The organism is Ochrobactrum sp. PL_is501 (genome assembly GCF_055816895.1).
Genome location: NZ_JBVPGR010000036.1, coordinates 470,238 through 489,078, shown reverse-complemented (window position 1 = coordinate 489,078; position 18,841 = coordinate 470,238). Strand labels below are relative to the sequence as shown.

The window sequence follows — 18,841 nt, the reverse complement described above, 5'->3', positions numbered from 1 at the left end:
GTGAAAACCCGCCTTTCTTTTTGCTGCCAAGCATTTGGTTTGGTTGAAGCATATGATCATGCAATGGAGGCCGTCATGGCCAAGACTGATATTGCGCGCCGCGTCTATAATCACGCATGGAAGCTCGATCCCATCGTTCGCAGCCTTCTGGATACGGACTTCTACAAGCTCCTGATGCTGCAGATGATCTGGGGCCTTTACCCCAAGGTGGACGCAACCTTCTCGCTCATCAACCGCACGACTTCCGTGCGCCTTGCCGATGAAATCGATGAGGGCGAATTGCGCGCGCAGCTCGACCATGCCCGCACGTTGCGCTTCTCCAAGAAGGAAATGATCTGGCTGGCGGGTAACAGTTTTTATGGCCGCAAGCAGATTTTCCAGCCCGAGTTCCTGAACTGGCTGCATGATTTCCAGCTGCCGGAATATGAACTGCGCCGCAAGGACGGCCAGTATGAGCTGCATTTCCATGGCGCCTGGTCGCACACGACCATGTGGGAAATTCCAGCCCTTGCCATCATCAACGAACTGCGTTCGCGCGCGGCGATGAAAAACCTTGGGCCGTTCTCGCTCGACGTGCTTTATGCCCGCGCCAAGGCGAAGATGTGGAGCAAGGTCGAACGCCTGCGCCAGCTTCCAGGCTTGAAGATTTCGGACTTCGGCACCCGTCGCCGTCATTCCTTCCTGTGGCAGCGCTGGTGCGTCGAAGCTTTGAAGGAAGGCATCGGCGATGCGTTCACCGGCACCAGCAACGTGCTGCTTGCCATGGATACGGACCTTGAAGCGCTCGGCACCAATGCGCACGAGTTGCCGATGGTGCTGGCAGCACTCGCCAAGAATGACGATGAACTGCGCTCGGCGCCGTATCGGGTGTTGCAGGACTGGAACCGCTACTATGGCGGCAATCTCCTGATCGTGCTGCCCGATGCCTTCGGCACGGCCGCGTTCCTGCGCAACGCGCCGGACTGGGTTGCCGACTGGACCGGCTTCCGCCCCGACAGCGCCCCGCCCATCGAAGGCGGCGAGCGCATCATCGAATGGTGGAAGTCACGCGGCAAGGACCCGCGCGAAAAGCTGCTGATTTTTTCCGACGCGCTCGACGTGGATACGATCGAGGAGACCTATCGTCACTTCGAGGGGCGGGTGCGCATGAGCTTCGGCTGGGGCACCAATCTCACCAATGATTTTGCAGGTTGCGCCCCGAAGGAAATCGAGGGGCTGAATGCCATCTCGCTGGTCTGCAAGGTGATCGATGCCAACGGCCATCCGGCGGTCAAGCTTTCCGACAATCCGCAAAAGGCGACCGGCGATCCCAAGGAAGTGGCGCGCTATCTCAAATTCTTCGGAAATGAGGAGCGGGTGGAGCAACTCGTCAAAGTCTGAGTGTCTGTTCTAAAAGTCGCCATGCCGGTCTGCAAATGGCGATTTGCTGCGTTCCGGTGCTCATGTACCCAAAAGTACATTGCGCTCCGGTACTCGAAAATCACCATTTTCGCCACGGCCTGCCGCTTTTTGATTCAGACACTGACGAGCCGTATCCCGGTCATTCCATCAGCCGCGCTGTGCCGGAAACGCGAATGGAACCGCCGCGCTCATTGCCGATCTGGGCGCGCAGGTGCGACGGGCTGCCCATATCCTCTCCCTGAAACACTTCGATCTCGCCGCCATGCGGCCAGCCGCTGTCGCGCAGATAAGCAGCAAAGGCAGCGGTCGCGGCACCCGTCGCCGGATCTTCATAAACGCCGCCCGATGCAAACGGGTTGCGGCTGTGGAAGCGCTTTGGCGTCTCGGAATAGATGAGCAGGATCGTCGTCCAGCCCTGCCGGTTCATCAGCGTGCGCCCGCGCGCCATGTCGTAGTGCATTGAGGCGAGCTTCTCGCGTGAGCGAAGCGGCAGCACGATATGGTCCGCCCCGGCGTGGATCAGCGCAGGTGCAAGACCGGGCGCCAGATCGTCCTTTTCGAAACTGAACAGCGCCAAAGCCTGCTCCACTTCCGCGTCGTTGGCCGCACGCTGGCGGGTTGGCGGCGATTGCAGGCTCGCCGCAAACAGCTCGCCTTCCTTGCGGCCATCGACGCTGATATCGCCATTGTTGAGCTTGAGCGCGAAGCGCCCGTCGCCCTCTCGCATGGCCAATGCAGCGCCGAGAGCAATGGTGGCATGACCGCAGAACGGAACTTCCATTTCGGGCGCAAAATAACGAACGCGCCAGCTGTCGCCTTCCGGCGCGGCAAAGGCGGTTTCGGAAAAGCCGACATCCTTGGCGATTTTCTGCATGTCTTGCGGGGAGGGCAGGTGATCGGCGATCAACACTCCAGCGGGATTGCCACCCTGATTGCCTTGCGAAAAGGCAGCAATGCGCAACACGTCCATGGTTTCTCCTCGCCAGTCTGATTCGTGTCCCGCCCACCCCTATAAAGAGCGTGAAATGTGACGGGTCAAGCCGTCTGTCGGCTAGTGTGGCGAATTCGAAATTCGCATCACTTAGGAGCAGCGCCGTGAACGAATTTCGGATTCAAAGCCACACTAGTAACATATTGAATCTAGTGTGGTTTACGGATTTGAAGTTCCTCAACGCGGATGCCTCGCAAATGATAGGAACTACAAATCCACCACACTAGCGGAAACTATCAACAGCATGGGCCGCTCCATTTCCTCCGACAGCCCCGGCCATGTCTCGATCTGCTCCGCTGAGGGGCGCCATTCCTCCAGTTGGTGAATGGAAAACCCGGCGTCGATCAGCGCATTGACCGTGGTGCTGAGACGGCGATGATATTTGATGACGCCCTCGGCCAGCCAGTCGGTTCGCCGCTCGCCCTCCACGGCATAATGATCGACAGGCCAGCGCTTCTGGCCCTGCTTGTCCTCGATCCAGCCCGGCGCAAATGGCGCCATGAAGATCGGATGCTCGATCGTGAATACGAAACGGCCTTCCGAACGCAAGCCCGCATGGATCGTTTTCAAAAGACGCGGGAAATCGCGGATATAGTGAAAGGCGAGCGAACTATAGACGAGATCGAAGCTCGCTTCCGGAAGCTCCAGCTCCTCCATATCTGCCTGAATATAGCGAACAGCATCGTCCTTGGTGTCGCGGCGCGCGCGTTCGAGCATGTTTTCCGAAAGATCATAGCCGATGACGGAGGCGGCGCCCTGCTCGCGGGCAAAGCGGCAAAACCAGCCGAAACCGCAGCCGAGATCGGCAATGTCGCGGCCTTTCAGGTCGGGCAGAAGCGAACGGACAAAAGGCCATTCCGGCGCGCCTTCCAATCCATGGACCGAGCGCGGCAGCTGGCTGTAAGCGGTGAAGAAATCGTCGCGGTCATAAATATTCTGAGCCATGGTCTCGCTCGTTCCGTGCGTCAATCCTTCATCTCGTGCGCCCATGGCGGGTTTGCCCCTGCGCGCGAGACGGTTACGGCAGCAGCCCGGACCCCCAGCGCGACAGCGGAGTGAATCTGGTCTTCGGTAAGGTCTGCAAGCGCATCCTTGTCGAGCAGGCCCTGATTGTGAAGGCTGGCAAGGATGCCCGCATTGACCGTGTCGCCCGCGCCAACGGTGTCGACCACATCCACTTTCACGCCCGGCACGTGCACGGTGGCCTTGGCTGTATAGGCATCGGCCCCATGCGCCCCCTTGGTGATGACCACCAGTTTAGGCCCAAGCTTCAGCCATTCGGCGGCGATCTCGTCGTGGCTGCCCTTTTCACCGAACCAGGCAAGGTCTTCGTCGGAAAGTTTCACGATATCGGCAAGCGCGATCATGCGCTTCATGCGCTTGAGATGCTTTTCACGGTCGGTGATGAAGCTTGCGCGGATATTCGGGTCGAGGAACATGACGCGCCTCGGTGCCTCGCGCGTCATCAGCGCTTCATAGACACTGCCGCACGGTTCGGAAATCAGGCTGATGCAGCCGAAAAGCATGGCATCGACGGCATCATCGACATAGGGCATGTCGCTTTCGGTGAGCATGCGGCCTGCGGTATTTTCATCGTAGAAGGCATAACGTGCCTGTCCGTCAACCAGACGCACGAAAGCCAGCGTGGTGGGACGATCCGAGATGGCGGCGAAGGAATAATCGACATTGGATCGCGCCAGATTATCGCGCAGCACCTCACCGAAGAAATCCGACGAAATGCCGGAAAAGAAACCGGTCGGAACGTCGAGACGCCCAAGCGCGATGGCCGTATTGAAGACCGAGCCGCCCGCGAAGGGCTGGAAGGCGGTTTCGCCCGCTGCGGTTTCGCGTGGCAGCATGTCGATCAGGGATTCACCGCAGCATAGGATCATGAAGACACAACTCAGTTGTTAAATCGATTGAAACAAACATAAACACAAAAGCGCGGAGAATTTCAATCTCCGCACCTTGTTTGGATGTCAGACGTGCTGGCCGCCATTGATATGAATTTCCGAGCCGGTCACATAGGATGAAGCTTCGGAGCAAAGGAAGTAGATGGTTTCCGCAACTTCCGATGTCTTGCCGAGGCGGCGCATGGGAAGCTGTTCCACCAGCTTGTCGGTGCCCGGCGAAAGGATCGCCGTATCGATTTCGCCCGGTGCGATGGCATTGACGCGGATGCCATAGGGGCCGAAGTCGGACGCCATTTCGCGGGTCAGCGCGGCCAATGCGGCCTTTGACGTTGCATAGGCGGTTCCGGCGAAGGGGTGCACGCGGCTGCCCGCAATCGAGGTCACATTGACGACCGAGCCCTGTGCTGCTTCCAGCTCCTTGAACAGGCCGCGCGCCAGCATGATCGGCGCCATGAAGTTGACCTGGAACACGTCGCGCCAGACGGCCATCGGCGTTTCGATGGAGTTCATGCGGCGTCCGCCCTCAGCCTTGGGCGAGATGCCTGCATTGTTGACCAGTGCATGAAGCTTGCTGCCATCAGCCTCGAGACGGCGGCGGATTTCGGCAATTGCCTTGCCGACATCTTCCTGATCGGCCAGATCGACCTTGATGTGATCTTCCGGGCCGGCGGGCCACGGGCAATTGTCGGAAAAATCCTGTCGCGAGCAGGTGATGACGCGCCACCCGGCACGCGAAAAACGCTTGACTGTCGCGTGGCCGATGCCACGGCTGGCCCCGGTCAGGACCAGTGTTTTGCGCTCGGCATCCGTCTTGGGAGTATCGGAACCGGCAACGGCTGTTTTGGTGACTTGGGACATGGAAACCTCGCTCTCCAATCTTGAATAGACCAAGCCGCTCAAGAATTCGAGAAGAATTAGCAAGCTTGCATTGAGGCGGCTTCACTTGATCGCGAGGAAGGCCGCCGGCAGGCGGCCATCGGTTATCTACTGCGAATTGCCCATGATGATATCGAGCAATGTCGTGGATTTTCCCGACTGCTGCGGTTGTCCTACGTCGCCGGGCGGCATCGGGCGATAATTATCATTGGCATTGGCGGGGTATGTGGCCGCGCCGGGCTGTTCGGCAAGCGGATAGCCAGCCTGGCTTGATTGCTGGATGCCGCTGCGAACCGGAGAATCCGGCGCAGGCGGCCAATAGCCGTCATCGCCATTGCCCGCTATCGGCTGGTTGCCATAGGAATCCTGCGGCATCATGTTTGGATCGTAAGGCGCGTTCGGATCGATGCCGTCACTGCCGCCGGGAACAACGTTCTGGATATCGTAATGGCCCGGAAGCTCTGCGATGGGCACGCCCTTGTGTGCTTCCTTCATGAAGCTTTTCCAGGCTGCGACGGGAAGCGTCGCGCCGAATACGCGCTTCATCCCCTTGCCGTCATCATTGCCGAACCATACGCCGGTGGTGAGATTGGCCGTATAGCCGACAAACCACGCATCACGGAAATTCTGACTGGTGCCGGTCTTGCCTGCGGCGGGCCAGCCAAAGGCGGCGCGCTTTGCGGTCCCGTCCTCCACGGTGCGCCGCAGCATCGCATTCATCATGCCGACATTGCGCTCGTCGATGACGCGCGGGCCAACGCCGTCTTCCTTCTGGTAAAGAACCTTGCCGTGCGCGTCCGTTACCTTGGTGATGAAATAGACCGGCGCACGATAGCCGCCATTGGCAAAGGGCACATAGGCATCGGTCAGTTCCAGCAATGTCACTTCCGATGTGCCAAGGGCCAGCGAGGCATTGGCTTCGAGCTTCGACTGAACGCCGAGCCGATGCGCGGTGTCGATCACCGTTTGCGGGCCGACTTCCATCACGAGCTGCGCGGCAACCGAGTTCAGCGAATGGGAAAGCGCGGTCGCGAGCGTGACCTGCCCCATATATTTGCCGTTATCGTTGCTGGGCGTCCATTGGCCGATGCGGACCGGGGCGTCATTGCGCACCGAGTCCGGCGTCCTGCCCTGTTCAAGCGCCGTCAGATAGACGAAGGGCTTGAAGGAGGATGCGGGCTGGCGGCGGGCATCGGTGACACGGTCGAACTGGCTCGTGGCGTAATCCACACCGCCGACCATGGCGCGAACCGCGCCGGTGCTGTCGATGGAAACAAGCGCGCCCTGGCTGGCATTCATCTTTTTGCCGTTCTGGGAAATCTGGTCCTTGATCGCTTCTTCGCCAGCGCGTTGCAGATTGAGGTCGATCGTGGTCTGAACGGTGATGTCGTCTTTCGTTTCGCCGATCAGTTCGGGAAGCTCGGCCACCACCTTGTCGGCGACATAGTTTTCCGAGCCTTGCCAGTAGGACGACGCGCGCGTCATCGGCTCGCTCTCGGCGATGGCCATCTGGCTGTCATCGATCATGCCTTCCTCACGCATCGCGCCCAGCACCAGCTTGGCGCGCGCGGCGGCGGCTTCGGGGTCACGGGCAGGCGACAGGCGCGAGGGCGCCTTCAGAAGACCGGCAAGCGTTGCCGCTTCCATCAGGTTCACGTCCTTGGCCGACTTGGCGAAATAGCGCCGCGACGCCGCATCGACACCGAAAGCGCCGGAACCGAGATAGACCCGGTTCAGATACATTTCCAGAATCTGGTCCTTGGTATATTTATGCTCAAGCCACAGCGCGAGCATGACTTCCTGCACCTTGCGCTCCAGCGTGCGGTCGGGAGAAAGAAACAGATTCTTGGCGAGCTGCTGAGTGAGTGTCGATCCGCCCTGGACCGCGCGGCCCGAAACGACATTGGTTACAACCGCGCGGGCCAGACCAATGGGGTCGATGCCGAAATGCGAGTAGAAGCGCCGGTCCTCGATTGCGATGACGGCCTTCGGGATAAAGGGCGACATTTCATGCAGTCCCACGGCCTCGCCGCCGGTGGTGCCGCGATTGGCGATCAGGTTTCCGTTGACGTCGACGATGCGCACATTGGGCGGTCGGTCGGGAATGGCCCAGTCGGTCGTCGGCGGCATCTTGGCGGCGAAATAGACCAGCATGCCGGCAAAGGCGATGCCGCCCCAAAGTCCGAGCACCAGGCACCAGTAGATCGAACGGCGCAGGAAGCCGAAAAAGCCGCGCGGCTTTCTTTTGCCGCGTCGCGAAGAACGTGGTTCAGCTTCGTCTGGTCGCCTGCGTCGGCGCTGCTGTGCGCGTGCCATGCGGTCCTCCTCATCGACACGAAAAACCTCGTCATCTTTTTTCTCTTCGCCACCGAAGGAAGGTTCGATGCGCCGGTTTTTGTCGTCACGCGATGCCATGTCAGTCTGGATCCGCCCACCCGCTCGCCGGTCCAATCGTGATGCGGACCGGTCAATTTCAATGTTGTTGAGTGCTTTACGGGATTTTGCGCCGAAAAAGCAAACAAGGGCCTAATCCGGTGCAGGGTAAATGCGGCAGTTTGAAGGGGTGTAGGCTGTAGTGACGAATTAACTTGTGGTTTGACGCGAGGCATTTTGCTTCTGAATGTGTCGAAACTCCCTTGTGGAGTTCAACTCCACGGCGGTCGTTTCTCCTGTTCAGCAACAAAATGCCTCGCGCCAAACCGTAAGTTGGAGCGCATTCCGAAAAGTGTGAAACGGTTTTCGGGAAAAATGCGCGGTAAAATAAGTAGTTAGAGCGCCGATCTGATCCTATCAGATCGAAACGCGCTCTAATTCGTCACTACAGCCTAAATCAGCCATGCACAAAAAAGGCCCCACCCGAGTGGAGCCTTTCCTGTTTGTAAGCTCTGTTTTGCTTAGAACTTGTAGGCGATGCCGAGGCGGATATCGTTGGTCTTGTAGGAGCCTCGGGTGCTGATATCGCCAAAATCGAAGTCATTGTTACCGAAATCGGTGTAGCGGTATTCAAGGCGCAGCAGGATATTGTCGGTCGCCGCATAATCGATGCCCGCACCTGCGGTCCAGCCGGTCAGCGTCTTGCTATCGCTGTAGCTATAGTTGTCGCCGATGGCCACGGAGTTCTTGACGCTGCCGAACGCCACGCCACCTGCGATGTAAGGCATGAAACGGTCAATCGCGTAACCGGCACGCGCGCGCACCGCGCCCGACCATTCCAGTTTCGATTCAAGCGAGGTCTGAATAGGGCGGCCGCCGACGCTGAAATAGTCGTGTGTTTCCTTCAGGCCGTTATAGTCGAAATTGCCGTCGATACCGAGGATGACATTATTGCCGATGTCGAAATTGTACCCGGCATAGACGCCGCCGAGGAAGCCGTTCGGCTTGAATTCGGAATAGCTGTCGAAGTCGCCATCCAGCTTGCCGCGACCCCAGCCCCAGCCGATTTCGCCACCAATATAGGCGCCGCCCCACGAAAAGACCGGCGCTGCGAACGGAGCAGGTTCCTGCGACATGATCGCGTCCGCTGCAAAGGCACTGCTGCTAGCGGCAATTGCGATAAGGGATGCGCTAAGAATGACTTTAAGATTCATGGAAGGGCCCTTTGAAATATATGTCAGTGAATATCCACTAAGGATATAAGTCCGTTTGCCGTCGATGTATGTAGTAAAATGGCAACATAAAATAATTACTGATGGTTTCGGAGTAATTGAGTATTTTATATTTATCAAATACTAATATTACTTATTTATGAAAAACAATTATACGCTAATATTCTTATGGGTATTGTTCAAACTTTGTCATGGCACCCAAACAAAAAAAGGCCCCGCATGCGGGGCCTTTTCGAAATTCGGTTCAATCCGAATTAGAACTTGTATGCAACGCCGAGACGAACTTCGTTGGTCTTGAAGTCCTGATTGATGTTCAGTCCGCCGAAGTCGATGTCCTTGTCACCGTAGTCGGTGTAGCGGTATTCGAGGCGAACGATCAGGTTGTCGGTTGCCGCGTAGTCGACGCCGGCGCCAGCGGTCCAGCCGGTAAGCGTCTTGCTTTCGGAGAAGCTGCCGACACCATCAATGCTGCCGCTGTTCTTGACGCTGCCAAAGGCCACGCCGCCAGCAAGGTAAGGCATGAAGCGGTCAACCGCATAGCCGACGCGGGCACGAACGGCACCGGACCAGCGAAGCTTGGTTTCGAAGTCGCCTGCTGGAGCGCCAGCCGCGTCGAAAACGTCAACGCCCTTGGAAACGTCGTTATAGGTCACATCACCGTCGATACCGAGAACGATATTGTTGCCGAGATCGAAGTTATAACCGGCATAAACGCCGCCGAGGAAGCCGTCTGGCTTGATGTCGCCAAAGCTGTAGATATCGCCGTCGAAGTTCGACTTGCCCCAACCGTAGCCGATCTGGCCACCGATGTAAGCGCCGGTCCAGGTGAAGGACGGAGCAACTACAACAGGGGCTGGTTCCTGTTCGATGACGGCGTCGGCAGCCTTTGCGCCCGTAGCGGCCACAAGGGCGACAGTCGATGCAAGAAGAAGGGCCTTGAGCTTCATGATAAATCTCCTGAAGGAAAGTCTCAGAACCAATATTTGTCCCTAATATAAGCGATTACTGCCAAAAGTCTGTAGCAAACGGGACACATCAAGCGGAATGTGACGGAAGCAATACACGTTCCTGTGATTGCCTTGTGATGAGTCTTGATATGATCGAGGCGCAATATGGCGCAGGTTCACGCAAGTCCTTCGGTATGTGAATATGCCGCCGTTCGGGTTATAGAGAGCGGGAAAACTTGCCGGGGGCCGCAAATGCATCATATCCAGGGTTTGAATGGGCGGGTCGACTGGGTCGATATTGCCAAGGGTATCTGCATCATCTTCGTGGTGATGCTGCACTCGACGCTCGGTGTCGAGAAGGCAGCCGGCGCGCAAGGCTGGATGCACTATGTGGTCGCCTTCGCCAAGCCGTTCCGCATGCCGGATTTCTTCATGATTTCAGGCCTTTTCCTCAGTGTTGTCATCGACAGGCCCTGGCGGCGCTACCTTGACCGCAAGGTCGTGCACTTTCTCTATTTCTATATTCTGTGGCTGACGATCCAGTTCGCCTTCAAGGCGCCCGGCATCGCCAGCGAGGCGGGACTGTCGGGTGTGGTGAACGCCTATCTGCTGGCATTCATCGAGCCGTTCGGGACGCTCTGGTTCATCTATATCCTGCCCGTCTTCTTCATCGCGACGCGGCTTTTGAAGCGCGTGCCGATGGGCGTCACCTTTACCGCGCTGGCATTTCTCGAAATTCTGCCGGTCCATACCGGCTGGGTCATGGTGGACGAATTCTGTTCGCGCTTCGTCTATTTCTATGCGGGCTATGCCTTTGCGCCCGCCATTTTCCGGGCCGCAGACTGGCTGCGCCAGCGCCCGCTCATCGGCATTGTCGGTCTGCTCGCCTGGGGTTTTGTGGAATATGAGCTTGTCTTCATGCCGGTGCCGGAAAGTCTCGCCGGGCTGATATCGCCCGCAAGCGATCTTCTGAACGGTCGCGGTGCTGTCAGCGACCTGCCGGTGGTTTCCCTGCTGCTCGGAGTGGTGGGTGCGCTGGCAATCATTTCGGTTTCCTCGCTTCTCAGCCTCCTGCCAGCGGCAAACTGGCTGCATCGAGGCTTGAGCTGGCTCGGCGCGCATTCGATTGTCGTCTATCTGGCTTTTTTCCTGCCGATGGCCATTGCCCGCACCGTGCTGCTGAAACTCGGTATCGGCGATATTGGCACCGTCTCGCTTCTGACGACGGCAAGCGGCGTCATTGGGCCGATCATTCTTTATGGTCTTATCCAGTGGAGCGGTTACGGCAAATTCCTGTTTCGCCGTCCCGACTGGGCCTATATCGACGGCCAACCGCAAAAGAAAACGGCGGCTGCCGCCGCCGTCTGATTTCATCACGAATGCGCGAAAATATCGTCTTCCGGCCAGCCCATCAGGTCGAGTTCCGAGCGCGTCGGCAGGAACTTGAAGCAGGCTTCGGCCTGTTTCGTGCGACCGTCGCGCTCAAGCCGCTGCTCAAGCACGGCTTTCAGGCGATGGAGGTAGAGGACGTCCGACGCGGCATATTCGAGCTGCGCCTGAGATAGTATTTCTGCTGCCCAGTCGGAAGACTGCTGCTGTTTGGAGATCGAAACCTCCAGAAGTTCGCTGCAGAGCTCTTTCAGGCCGTGGCGATCCGTATAGGTGCGGGTGAGTTTCGAGGCGATCTTGGTGCAGAAAACCGGCTGCGGCATGGTGCCGAAAGCCTGTGCCAGCACCGCCAGATCGAAGCGCCCGAAATGGAAGATCTTGGTGATCGAACGATCCTTCAAAAGCTTCACCAGATTGGGCGCCTTCTTTTGTCCGGCCTCGATCTGGATCACGTCCGCCGTGCCGTCGCCGGGCGAAATCTGCACCACGCAAAGCCGGTCGCGATGCGGGTTCAGGCCCAGCGTCTCGGTGTCGATGGCGACTGCGTCCACCTGATAATGATCGAGGTTCGGCAGATCGTTTTTATGAAAACGGATTGTCATGCAGTTGTCCTTACTTCGCGGCGATAGCCGCCATGATTCTTGCCCTACTTGGAGGCGATAGCCGCCATAATCCTTGCCCATGAGCGCTGTCCCTTGTGGAAGGAGTTCAGCTCATATTTCTCGTTGGGCGAATGGATGCGGTCATCTTCAAGGCCGAAGCCGACCAGCAGCGATTCCATGCCGAGGAACTTGTCGAAATCGCCGACAATCGGGATCGAGCCGCCCATGGCGATCAGCACGGCTGGCTTGGGCCATTCGTCGGAAAGCGCGTCCTTGGCCTTGGAAACAAGCGGGGAATCATAGGGCAGCTGAATGGCGGGCGAGCCGCCATGCGGATGGAATTCGACCGAGCAATCGGCTGGCACACGCTCTTTCACGAAGGCGCGGAAGGCTTCGCGAATCTTGACGGGGTCTTGGTTGTGCACGAGGCGGAACGAGACCTTGGCCGAAGCCTGTGCCGCGATGACGGTCTTGAAGCCTTCGCCGGTATAGCCCCCGGTGATGCCGTTGACTTCCGCCGTCGGGCGCGCCCAGGTGAGTTCGAGCACGCTGCGGCCTTTTTCGCCGGATGGAATGGAAAGGCCGATGGGGCCGAGGAAATTCTCTGCCGTGCGGCCCAGTCCTTCCCACGACTTCAGAATCTGCGTCGGGGTTTCCTCCACGCCTTCATAGAAGTTCGGCACGGTGATGCGTCCGGTTTCGTCATGCAGGTCGGCCAGAATTTTGGTCAGGATATGGATCGGATTCGCCGCGGCGCCGCCGAAGAAACCGGAATGCAGATCGCGGTCGGCTGCCTTGATGACGATTTCCTCACCGACGAGACCGCGCAAGCCGACGCTGATGGCGGGTGTTTCCATGTCCCACATGGACGTGTCGCAGACGAGCGCCACATCGGCCTTGAGTTCTTCCTTGTTGGCATCAAGGAAAGGCTTGAGCGAGGGCGAACCGGATTCCTCCTCACCTTCGAACAGCAACGTCACCTTGACTGGCAGATTGCCATTCACGGCCTTGTAGGCGCGGCAGGCTTCCACAAAGGTCATGAGCTGGCCCTTGTCGTCGGACGTGCCCCGCCCGGTCAGGATCTTGCGGCCGTTTCCCACATCCTTGATCGCGGGATCGAACGGATCGTTTTCCCACAGATTGAGCGGATCGACCGGCTGCACGTCATAATGCCCGTAGAACAGAACATGCGGCGCATCGGGTGTGGCGCCTTCGTGATGAGCAACCACCATCGGGTGGCCGGGCGTGTCGCGCACGCTTGCATCGAAGCCGATTGTCTTCAGGTCTTCGACAAGCCATTCGGCAGCCTTGCGGCAATCAGCCTTGAAAGCCGGATCGGTTGAAATCGACTTGATCCGCAGGAGATCGAACAGGCGATCGAGGCTCTTGTCGAGATTGTTGTCGAGATGGGTGAGGACTTTGTCGAGCGATGGCGTAGACGATTGCTGGGACATGAAAACTTCCTGACGAGTCGTAACGTAAACTGGCGGCACACTACAACCAGCGTCGGCAAGAAGAAACCCAATTCGAGGGGAAGACGCTCTCCGAAAAATGAATTGGCCGTTACGGTGAGGGGGTTACCGTAACGGCCATATCACTACACTCAAAGCGGCAGCCCGGAGAGGGGAAATGAGGCTGCCGCTAACATCCGGTATCCAACGGGGGACGGGTCAGAAAACCGGCGACCGACGAACTGTCGATGACCTGGATTTGGCCTTTCAACTGTGGCTATTCAAGGGCACGGAAGATTACAAATCTGTAACAAACCCGTTATCGCGACGTGATGGATTTCTTTCACGTGGACGGTTGTTTCTCCTGACAAGGGAGCGGTTTCCTTTATCGCGGCTTTCCTCTAATTCTACCTTATGAAAAAAGGCGATCATCTCTTTCTCGTTGACGGCTCGGGTTATATTTTCCGCGCCTATCATGCCCTGCCACCGCTGACCCGCAAGACGGACGGTCTGCCGGTCGGCGCCGTCTCGGGCTTCTGCAACATGCTGTGGAAGCTCCTGAAGGATGCGCGCAACACGGATGTCGGTGTGGTGCCGACCCATTTTGCGGTCATTTTCGACTATTCGTCGAAGACCTTCCGCAACGAGCTTTATCCCGATTACAAGGCCAACCGTACCGCGCCGCCGGACGACCTGATCCCGCAGTTCGGCCTTATCCGCCAGGCAACGCGCGCCTTCAACCTGCCCTGCATCGAGAAGGAGGGTTTCGAGGCCGACGACTTGATCGCGACCTATGCCCGCATCGCGGCGGAAGCCGGCGGCGATGTTACAATCATTTCGTCCGACAAGGACCTCATGCAGCTCGTGACGCCGAGCGTGTCGATGTATGACAGCATGAAGGACAAGCAGATTTCGATCCCCGAAGTGATCGAAAAATGGGGCGTTCCGCCGGAAAAGATGATCGACCTGCAGTCGCTGACCGGCGACAGCACCGACAATGTGCCGGGCATTCCCGGTATTGGGCCGAAGACGGCGGCGCAATTGCTGGAGGAATTCGGCGATCTCGACACGCTTCTGGCCCGCGCCTCCGAAATCAAGCAGAACAAGCGCCGCGAGAATATTCTGGCCTTTGCCGACCAGACAAAGATCGCGCGTGAGCTTGTGACGCTGAAGAACGACGTGCCGCTGGACGTTGATCTGGATGGGCTTGTGCTGGAGCCGCAGAACGGGCCGAAGCTGATCGGTTTCCTCAAGGCTATGGAATTTACCTCGCTCACTCGCCGCGTGGCCGAGGCGACCGACACGGACCCTTCAGCCGTCGAGCCTTGCCATGTCGAAACAAGCTGGGGCGCTGACGCATCCACCGCCGATCTTCACGGGCCGGACATGGATGTTCCACCCAAGGCGGATGGCGAAGTGACGGTCGTTGCCGTGACGGCAACGGTCACCGTTTCCACGACAGAAGCCGGGTACAGGCCGATAGCGCTTGCCGAAAAACGTGCCGAAGCGGCGCGCGCGCAAAAGATCGATACGAGCGCCTATACCTGCATTCGCGATATCGCGACATTGAAGCTCTGGCTTGCTGAAGCGATGGAAACCGGCCTCCTGGCCTTTGACACGGAAACCACTTCGGTCGATCCGATGCAGGCGGAACTGGTCGGGTTTTCGCTGGCGCTGGCACCGGGCAGGGCCGCTTACATTCCGCTCCAGCACAAATCCGGTGCGGGTGATCTTCTGGGCGGCGGCATGGTCGAGGGGCAGATTCCGCTGGGCGAAGCGCTGGCTGCCTTGAAGGTGGTGCTTGAAGACGCTTCGGTTCTCAAGATCGCGCAGAACATGAAATATGACTGGCTGGTCATGCGACGCTACGGGATCAACACCGTGTCGTTCGACGATACGATGCTGATCTCCTATGTACTGGATGCAGGCACCGGCAGCCACGGCATGGACCCGCTGTCCGAACGCTGGCTTGGTCACACGCCGATTGCCTATAAGGACGTGGCGGGCAGCGGCAAGAGCGCCGTAACGTTCGATATGGTCGATATCGACCGGGCGACGGCCTATGCGGCGGAAGATGCCGATGTCACACTGCGTCTCTGGCAGGTGCTTAAGCCGCGCCTTGCGGCGGAAGGGCTGATGTCGGTCTATGAACGTCTGGAGCGTCCGCTGATCGATGTGCTGGCGCGCATGGAAGAGCGCGGCATTTCCGTCGACCGGCAGGTGCTTTCGCGGCTTTCCGGCGATCTGGCGCAGGCTGCCGCTGCCTATGAAGACGAAATTTACGAGCTTGCGGGCGAGAAATTCACCATTGGTTCGCCGAAGCAGCTTGGCGACATTCTTTTCGGCAAGATGGGGCTGCCGGGCGCGTCCAAGACCAAGACCGGCCAGTGGTCGACCTCCGCGCAGGTGCTGGAAGACCTTGCCGCCGAAGGCCATCCGCTGCCGCGCAAGATCGTGGACTGGCGCCAGCTCACCAAGCTCAAATCCACCTATACGGATGCGCTGCCGGGTTTCATCAACCCCGAAACGAAGCGCGTTCATACATGCTATGCGATGGCGTCCACATCGACGGGGCGCCTCTCGTCATCGGACCCGAATTTGCAGAATATTCCGGTGCGCACCGCCGAGGGCCGCAAGATCAGGACCGCCTTCATCGCCGAACCCGGCAACAAGCTGATCTCGGCCGACTACAGCCAGATCGAGCTGCGGGTTCTCGCGCATGTTGCTGATATTCCGCAATTGAAACAGGCATTTGCCGACGGCATCGATATTCACGCCATGACGGCGTCGGAAATGTTCGGCGTGCCGGTGGAGGGCATGCCGTCGGAAGTGCGCCGCCGCGCCAAGGCGATCAATTTCGGCATCATCTACGGCATTTCCGCTTTCGGTCTGGCGAACCAGCTTTCCATCCCGCGTGAGGAAGCCGGGCAATATATCCGCACCTATTTCGAGCGCTTTCCCGGCATCAAGGACTATATGGAGGCGACCAAAGCTTTCGCGCGCGAGCATGGCTATGTGGAAACCATTTTTGGCCGTCGCGCCCATTATCCTGATATCAGGGCATCCAATCCGCAGATACGCGCCTTCAACGAACGCGCCGCCATCAATGCGCCCATTCAGGGTTCGGCTGCCGATATCATCCGTCGCGCCATGATCCGCATGGAGGATGCGCTGAAGTCGGAAAATCTCGCCGCGCGCATGCTGCTGCAAGTGCACGACGAACTGATCTTCGAAGTGCCTGATATGGAAGTCGAAAAGACAATTCCGGTCGTGCGTCATGTGATGGAAAATGCGGCAATGCCTGCCGTCTCGCTTGCCGTGCCGCTGCATGTCGATGCGCGTGCAGCGCATAACTGGGATGAGGCTCACTAGGTGAAAATGGTGTGAGGCCATCCATTCGGATACGAGGAGAAAAAGCGAAGGAAATGTGGTTCATTTTCGAGCTTTTTCGACGAGATAGCCGGGTGGATGGACCACATCCTCTGGACACCGAAATGACTGGCGATCTGCTGCGTCGAACCGCTTGACCGGGGGAACTAAAGCCTTAAACGGTTGACGTGGTAGGCCCAACCCTATAGGGAAGCATCAATTCTGTTGCTTCGGTGGTCGTCAGGGGAGTCGTGGACAAGTGGGTCCGCGACCAATGGGTATACGACTTGAGAAGCTTTTTTCGTGAAAGTGGTTCATGTCTTTGCCCGAAACCATCGCTCCGGCTCTGTCCGGAGCATTAGCCGCTCGCGGTTATAATACGCTCACCGCCGTCCAGAATGCTGTTCTGGCTCCCGAAACGCTCGATGCCGACCTTCTCGTTTCCGCACAGACCGGATCGGGCAAGACGGTCGCGTTCGGCCTCGCCATGGCCAACACCATCCTCGAAGATGAGCTGCGTTTTGGCGATGCGGCTGCTCCGCTTGCCATGATCATCGCCCCGACGCGCGAACTGGCGCTTCAGGTTCGTCGCGAGCTGGAATGGCTCTATGCCGATACCGGCGCGCGCATCGCATCCTGCGTTGGCGGCATGGATATCCGCACCGAACGCCGTGCGCTCGAACGTGGCGCCCATATCGTTGTCGGCACGCCCGGACGCCTGCGCGACCATATCACCCGCGATGCCCTCGACATGTCGGAACTGCGTGCCGTCGTGCTTGATGAAGCCGACGAAATGCTCGACATGGGCTTTCGCGAGGACCTCGAATTCATTCTCGGCGAAGCACCGGAAGACCGTCGCACGCTGATGTTCTCGGCAACCGTGCCGAAGCCGATTGCCCAGCTTGCCAAGCGCTTCCAGAACGATGCGCTGCGCATCACCGTCCAGAGCGAAACCAGCCAGCACGCCGACATCGATTATGTGGCCATGCCGGTGCCGCCGCATGAGCGCGACCACGCGATCATCAATACGCTGCTCTATTACGATAGCCAGAACTCGATCATTTTCTGCTCGACCCGTGAAGCGGTGAAGCACATGGCGAGCCGGCTTTCCAATCGCGGTTTTGCCGTGGTGGCCCTGTCAGGCGAACTCAGCCAGGCCGAACGCAATAACGCGCTTCAGGCAATGCGTGATGGCCGCGCCCGCGTCTGCGTCGCGACCGACGTTGCCGCGCGCGGTATCGACCTGCCCAATCTCGATCTGGTTATTCACGCCGATCTGCCGAACAACCCGGAAACAATGCTGCACCGCTCAGGCCGTACTGGCCGCGCCGGTCGCAAGGGCACCTGTGTTCTGGTCGTGCCGTTCTCGCGCCGCCGCACCGCCGAGCGTCTTTTGCATATGGCAAAGCTCGATGCGCAGACGGTTCCCGCACCAAACATCGCCGCTGTTCAGGGCAAGACCAATGAGCGCATCCTGAATGCCGAAGTCTTCAACCAGCCTGTTGAAGAAGAATATCAGGATCTCCTCAAGGCGCTGACCGAGCGTTATACGCCGGAACAGATTGCGAGTGCTTTCCTCAACCGCGAAGTGGCTTCCTATCCGGCAGCGGAAGAAGTTTCCGACGCGCCTGTGCATCCGGTTGGCGGCAAGAAGCCCAAAGATCGTTTTGAACGGGGGGATCGGTTTGAAAAAGGCGAACGTTCAGATCGTTTCGACCGTGGCGACCGTCGTGATCGTGGTGAACCGAGCGAGCGTTTTGATCGCAATGCATCGTTTGACGGCGTGTGGTTCTCGGTCTCCGCTGGCCGCAAGCATCGCGCCGATCCAAAATGGCTGCTCCCGCTCATCTGCAAGGCAGGTGATGTTTCGAAGCGCGATGTCGGTTCGATCAAGATTTTCGACAACGAAACCCGTTTCGAAATCACAGCCTCGAAGGCTGACGAGTTCCGCCGTTCGGTCGAGGAGCGCGGCACGGGCGAAAAGGGTCTCGTGATCCGTACTGCCGTTGCAGGTGCAGGCGGCGACGCTGCTCCGCGCGAAGGCCGGGGTGGTTTCAAGCCGCGTGGCGACAAGTTCAAGGAAGGCGGCTTCCGCGACGGCTACAAGAGCGATGGCTATAAGGGCGACCGCTCCAAGGGCGATAAGTGGGACAAGCCGCGCGATTTCTCCCGCGGAGACGACTTCAAGAAAGACGGCTTCAAAAAGGGCGGTAAAAAGCCTGAAGGCGGCGGTTACGCCAAGAAGCGTCGCGGCGAATAAACTTACTGCATAGAATAATGACAAGCCCCGGATTTCC

General features: G+C 58.5%; 13 protein-coding genes and 1 pseudogene. 5 read left to right on the top strand and 9 right to left on the bottom strand.

Annotation, left to right across the window (positions count from 1 at the left end; genetic code table 11):
* The first annotated feature begins 75 nt into the window (after positions 1-75).
* The gene (gene pncB / locus AC0TOF_RS15665; protein WP_122003129.1) at positions 76-1,380 is read left to right on the top strand and encodes a nicotinate phosphoribosyltransferase; all 1,305 of its coding nucleotides are present in this window, start codon (positions 76-78) and stop codon (positions 1,378-1,380) included.
* A gap of 35 nt (positions 1,381-1,415) precedes the next feature.
* A pseudogene (locus AC0TOF_RS15660) lies at positions 1,416-1,557 on the top strand (flagellar basal body P-ring protein FlgI); the annotation flags it as partial.
* On the opposite strand, the gene AC0TOF_RS15655 reads toward AC0TOF_RS15660, so the two are convergent.
* The 7 genes from AC0TOF_RS15655 to AC0TOF_RS15625 form a co-directional block, all read right to left on the bottom strand.
* Positions 1,541-2,371, bottom strand: coding sequence for a PhzF family phenazine biosynthesis protein (locus AC0TOF_RS15655; RefSeq protein ID WP_122003023.1), 831 nt, complete (start codon positions 2,369-2,371; stop codon positions 1,541-1,543). The pseudogene AC0TOF_RS15660 and the gene AC0TOF_RS15655 overlap by 17 nt on opposite strands.
* Before the next feature lie 228 nt (positions 2,372-2,599).
* Positions 2,600-3,337, bottom strand: coding sequence for a class I SAM-dependent methyltransferase (locus AC0TOF_RS15650; protein WP_473768937.1), 738 nt, complete (start codon positions 3,335-3,337; stop codon positions 2,600-2,602).
* 20 nt (positions 3,338-3,357) lie between these two features.
* The gene (locus AC0TOF_RS15645; RefSeq protein ID WP_473768936.1) at positions 3,358-4,284 is read right to left on the bottom strand and encodes a carbohydrate kinase family protein; all 927 of its coding nucleotides are present in this window, start codon (positions 4,282-4,284) and stop codon (positions 3,358-3,360) included.
* Between the two features lie 87 nt (positions 4,285-4,371).
* Entirely contained in the window at positions 4,372-5,163 is a 792-nt protein-coding gene (locus tag AC0TOF_RS15640; protein WP_473768935.1) for an SDR family NAD(P)-dependent oxidoreductase, read from the bottom strand.
* A gap of 126 nt (positions 5,164-5,289) precedes the next feature.
* Positions 5,290-7,596, bottom strand: a complete 2,307-nt coding sequence (locus AC0TOF_RS15635) for a transglycosylase domain-containing protein (RefSeq protein ID WP_473768934.1) — start codon at positions 7,594-7,596, stop codon at positions 5,290-5,292.
* Positions 7,597-8,075: 479 nt separating this feature from the next.
* Complete coding sequence (locus AC0TOF_RS15630) at positions 8,076-8,768, bottom strand: outer membrane protein (RefSeq protein WP_473768933.1); 693 nt, start codon at positions 8,766-8,768, stop codon at positions 8,076-8,078.
* Between the two features lie 272 nt (positions 8,769-9,040).
* Positions 9,041-9,733: an outer membrane protein gene (locus AC0TOF_RS15625; protein WP_473768932.1), complete on the bottom strand. Its 693-nt coding sequence runs from the start codon at positions 9,731-9,733 to the stop codon at positions 9,041-9,043.
* Positions 9,734-9,985: 252 nt separating this feature from the next.
* On the opposite strand from AC0TOF_RS15625, the gene AC0TOF_RS15620 reads away from it, so the two are divergent.
* A complete protein-coding gene (locus tag AC0TOF_RS15620) occupies positions 9,986-11,101 on the top strand; it encodes an acyltransferase family protein (protein WP_473768931.1) in 1,116 nt (371 codons plus the stop codon).
* 5 nt (positions 11,102-11,106) lie between these two features.
* Here the strand turns inward: AC0TOF_RS15620 and AC0TOF_RS15615 are convergent, their stop codons facing one another.
* Together AC0TOF_RS15615 and AC0TOF_RS15610 are read right to left on the bottom strand one after the other, a co-directional pair.
* Positions 11,107-11,724 (bottom strand): ribonuclease D, encoded by a 618-nt coding sequence (locus AC0TOF_RS15615; RefSeq protein ID WP_122003030.1) that lies wholly within the window; start codon positions 11,722-11,724, stop codon positions 11,107-11,109.
* 44 nt (positions 11,725-11,768) lie between these two features.
* Complete coding sequence (locus AC0TOF_RS15610; protein ID WP_473768930.1) at positions 11,769-13,178, bottom strand: dipeptidase; 1,410 nt, start codon at positions 13,176-13,178, stop codon at positions 11,769-11,771.
* Positions 13,179-13,589: 411 nt separating this feature from the next.
* Between AC0TOF_RS15610 and polA the strand changes: the two genes are divergently transcribed.
* Positions 13,590-16,547 (top strand): DNA polymerase I, encoded by a 2,958-nt coding sequence (polA, locus tag AC0TOF_RS15605; protein ID WP_473768929.1) that lies wholly within the window; start codon positions 13,590-13,592, stop codon positions 16,545-16,547.
* Between the two features lie 313 nt (positions 16,548-16,860).
* Positions 16,861-18,804 (top strand): DEAD/DEAH box helicase, encoded by a 1,944-nt coding sequence (locus AC0TOF_RS15600; RefSeq protein WP_473768928.1) that lies wholly within the window; start codon positions 16,861-16,863, stop codon positions 18,802-18,804.
* Positions 18,805-18,841 lie beyond the last annotated feature (37 nt).

Bases quoted from the DNA above. Each gene is read 5' to 3' on its own strand.
- AC0TOF_RS15615 (WP_122003030.1), bottom strand. From the start codon at position 11,724: ATGACAATCCGTTTTCATAAAAACGATCTGCCGAACCTCGATCATTAT.
- AC0TOF_RS15600 (WP_473768928.1), top strand. From the start codon at position 16,861: ATGTCTTTGCCCGAAACCATCGCTCCGGCTCTGTCCGGAGCATTAGCC.
- AC0TOF_RS15645 (WP_473768936.1), bottom strand. From the start codon at position 4,284: ATGATCCTATGCTGCGGTGAATCCCTGATCGACATGCTGCCACGCGAA.
- AC0TOF_RS15640 (WP_473768935.1), bottom strand. From the start codon at position 5,163: ATGTCCCAAGTCACCAAAACAGCCGTTGCCGGTTCCGATACTCCCAAG.
- AC0TOF_RS15610 (WP_473768930.1), bottom strand. From the start codon at position 13,178: ATGTCCCAGCAATCGTCTACGCCATCGCTCGACAAAGTCCTCACCCAT.
- pncB (WP_122003129.1), top strand. From the start codon at position 76: ATGGCCAAGACTGATATTGCGCGCCGCGTCTATAATCACGCATGGAAG.
- AC0TOF_RS15655 (WP_122003023.1), bottom strand. From the start codon at position 2,371: ATGGACGTGTTGCGCATTGCTGCCTTTTCGCAAGGCAATCAGGGTGGC.
- AC0TOF_RS15635 (WP_473768934.1), bottom strand. From the start codon at position 7,596: ATGGCATCGCGTGACGACAAAAACCGGCGCATCGAACCTTCCTTCGGT.
- AC0TOF_RS15625 (WP_473768932.1), bottom strand. From the start codon at position 9,733: ATGAAGCTCAAGGCCCTTCTTCTTGCATCGACTGTCGCCCTTGTGGCC.
- AC0TOF_RS15650 (WP_473768937.1), bottom strand. From the start codon at position 3,337: ATGGCTCAGAATATTTATGACCGCGACGATTTCTTCACCGCTTACAGC.
- AC0TOF_RS15630 (WP_473768933.1), bottom strand. From the start codon at position 8,768: ATGAATCTTAAAGTCATTCTTAGCGCATCCCTTATCGCAATTGCCGCT.
- AC0TOF_RS15620 (WP_473768931.1), top strand. From the start codon at position 9,986: ATGCATCATATCCAGGGTTTGAATGGGCGGGTCGACTGGGTCGATATT.
- polA (WP_473768929.1), top strand. From the start codon at position 13,590: ATGAAAAAAGGCGATCATCTCTTTCTCGTTGACGGCTCGGGTTATATT.